A 2,807-nucleotide genomic window follows, 5' to 3' on the forward strand; every position below is an offset into this window, starting at 1 on the left:
CTCGCACGGGTTGCCCCACACGCTTTTGAGGCGCGCATGTCTACCATTTCATCACTCCGGCTACGGCAAGAATTATATCATGGGTCTTTGACCTCTCCCCAACCCAAATAACCTCTCCCCCTGCCCCCTATCCCCCTCCTTTCCCAGCGACGAAGGAGCGCCCGGGAGAGGAGGGTTGGGGAGGAGAGGTTTACCGCCAGTTTGCCTCGCGGTAGAGACGCTCCACCAGAGCAATAGTGGGCAGCGCTGTGGCAGCATCGTAGAGGTCTGCGGCGGTCTCGGCATCGAAACGACGCCCGGAGCGCAGCGCCGTCAAGAAAGCAATATCGGGCGTAGGGATGCGGTAGGTCGCCGGGTCAGGGCTCTCCAGAGCGCCCCCCAGCTCTTTCAGATAGAGCTCGGCAGGCACCCCCTCGCGGTGGCACCAGCCCGCGGTTCCCCGCTCCCCGAAGATTTGGATACGCTCCAGAGTCTCGACGGCATCTCCCAGCAGAGTCAGCTCAACCCGAGCCTCGCCTCTAAACCGCAACCGCACCGATGCACAGACATCTACCTCCGCCGTTCCCGCACGGTAGAGTTCCACACTGGCCTCGCTCACGGGCAGGGGTATTAGATGCAAACACAGGTCTAGCATCGAAGCGCCCGCATCACGCAGGAAGCCCCCCCCCTCGGTTTCCTGCATCCGCCAGGTACGCCCGTGTGTCTGGAGCCAGGGCTGGCCACGTAAAATAGAGACAAACTGCACCGGTCCGATCCGCCCCGCCGCCGCCTGTAAGAACCGAGCGTGGCCCCGTGCCCGCCGGGTGTAGGAGACAAAAAGCGCCAGGTTCCTCTCACGTGCTTGTTTTACCAGCCCCACCCCGGTCTCGTAATGGGTGACAAAAGGCTTCTCGCACAGCACATGCACTCCCGCCTCCAGTGCCGCCGCGATCTGGTCGGCGTGGCGGGCATGCGGGGTGCACAAGACGATCGCATCCACCTCTCCCGACGCCAGCAGGTCCTGCTCGGAACGGAAAAGTAGCGGGCGCTGGGGCAGCGCCCGGGCCATGCGCGAGAGTGCCTCGGCATCGGGATCACAGATGGCAACGATCTGAGCGCCCTCCGCGACCAGCCGCGCGGCGTGCACCGCCCCCACCGTTCCACAGCCTGCCAGCGCGAGTCTCGGCTCAGCCACTAAATTCCGAGCCCCCGCAGAGCGCTACGAATCAGCGTCGCGGCCTCTTCGGGGGTGTCCGCCACAGGAGCGGGAGCCAGAATCTCACAGGCAATGTAGCCGCCGTACCCAGCCCGTCGCAGACCACGCAAAAAGCTTGCCAGGTTGATCTCACCCCTGCCAGGAACCACGCGCTGGCTGTCTTTTGCCCCGGAAGGCCCCACCCCACGCGGGGCGTCGTTGATGTGCACATGAACAATCTGGCTGTCGGTGAGCGCGGCAAGCGCATCCTCGGTGATGCCCGTGGTGTAGCAGTGGTAGGAGTCTACCAGTAGCCCAATGTTGCTCTGGCCCGTCTCGGCGATCAGCTCCAGTGTCTGTGGCAGTGTCCAGACGGTTGGATGGGGTCCCATCTGGTTCTCGCCCCCCGCTCTCAGGTGATGCGGCCCGACCCACTCCAGCCCGAAGCGCACGCCGTAGTCCGCAAAGACTTTGCCGATCTCCCGAAAACGCGCCACGGTGCGCTCTCGCCACTCGCCGGAATCGTCGCTGGTGGCGCTGGGCATCCAGGTGCAGCAGCGCGTACAGCCAAGCTGCTGGGCAATCGCGGCCTTCTCCGCCAGAGTCGCCATCCCCGCCGCAAACGCCGCGTCGTCGCGCCGCCACTCCACTTCCAGCCCGAAGGTCGCCGGAGCCACTCCGAGTGTGAGAAATTTCTCACTCAGCGCCGTGGTTCCTCCGAGCTCGTCGGCGAGCCGCTGGGCGCTGCTGATGCCAAAATCAACTCCCGAGTAGCCTGAGCGTGCTGCCAGCTCCGTAAACTCCAGCAGGCTCAGCTTCCCCGCACCAAGCCCCGCCCCACAAAGTGATACTTGCATGCTTTTTGATTCGGCAAAGTGTGTTACAATCCCTCTATGCCACGCATTGAAAGCCATATTCTAATCAAAACAAATCGTGCCGTCGCGATTGCCATTGCCCGCGACAATGAGGCATTCCCAGAGTTTATGGACGATGTCCAGTCCATCACGACTCTGACCCGCTCCGATGATACCAAGACGGTGACAAGTGAGTGGGTTGCGATTGTCCCCAAGCTCAAAAAGCGCATCACCTGGGCCGAGGAAGATGTCTGGGACACCGAACGAGGTACCTGCACCTTCAAGCAAGTGAGCGGCGACTTCGACGAGTTCCACGGTTCCTGGACTTTCACGGAGATTGAACCCGGTCTGACAAAGTTCGACTCGGTGCTGATCTACCGGCTTGAGATTCCGCTCGTGGGGGCACTGATCAACGCGATTATTCTCAAGACGATGCAAAACAACCTTGAGTCCACGCAGCAAGCCATCAAAAAGCGCTGTGAAGAGCTCGGTTAGCCTCCCCGACGACTACACTTTCGACGTGCCAGCGGCGCGGGCACAGCTCGCCGTCTTGGCACTAAAAACGCCCGATAGACTGATTACACTCACCCTGGCCCATATCGGCGACGGTGGCCATGAAGCCGAATCAGACATCTGGCTCAAGGCAAACGAGGCAGCGGCGCTCCTGGAGCAAGTGCAAGACGATCAGCGCATTCTGGGCAAGCCGATCTATGTCTTGCGCATCAGCGAATCTAAACCCATCACCGAATCGCAGTTTGAAACGCCGCAATGGCCGCCTC

4 protein-coding genes are annotated in these 2,807 nt (G+C 61.8%); 2 read left to right on the plus strand and 2 right to left on the minus strand.

Features of this window, described 5'->3' with window-relative positions; all coding sequences use genetic code 11:
- Positions 1 to 190: 190 nt before the first annotated feature.
- Both ACH2EH_RS24380 and ACH2EH_RS24385 read right to left on the minus strand, forming a co-directional pair.
- Complete coding sequence (locus ACH2EH_RS24380) at positions 191 to 1,174, minus strand: Gfo/Idh/MocA family protein (RefSeq protein ID WP_395145918.1); 984 nt, start codon at positions 1,172 to 1,174, stop codon at positions 191 to 193.
- Complete coding sequence (locus ACH2EH_RS24385) at positions 1,174 to 2,031, minus strand: sugar phosphate isomerase/epimerase family protein (RefSeq protein WP_395145920.1); 858 nt, start codon at positions 2,029 to 2,031, stop codon at positions 1,174 to 1,176. The genes ACH2EH_RS24380 and ACH2EH_RS24385 overlap by 1 nt, the downstream gene beginning before the upstream one ends.
- A 36-nt stretch (positions 2,032 to 2,067) precedes the next feature.
- On the opposite strand from ACH2EH_RS24385, the gene ACH2EH_RS24390 reads away from it, so the two are divergent.
- Together ACH2EH_RS24390 and ACH2EH_RS24395 are read left to right on the plus strand one after the other, a co-directional pair.
- On the plus strand, positions 2,068 to 2,523 hold the full coding sequence (locus tag ACH2EH_RS24390; RefSeq protein WP_395145922.1) for a type II toxin-antitoxin system RatA family toxin: 456 nt from the start codon (positions 2,068 to 2,070) through the stop codon (positions 2,521 to 2,523).
- Positions 2,507 to 2,807: hypothetical protein (locus ACH2EH_RS24395; protein ID WP_395145924.1), on the plus strand; the 301-nt coding region annotated here is incomplete at its 3' end. The genes ACH2EH_RS24390 and ACH2EH_RS24395, both read left to right, overlap by 17 nt.

Source organism: Armatimonas sp., assembly GCF_043760365.1.
GTDB lineage: Bacteria > Armatimonadota > Armatimonadia > Armatimonadales > Armatimonadaceae > Armatimonas.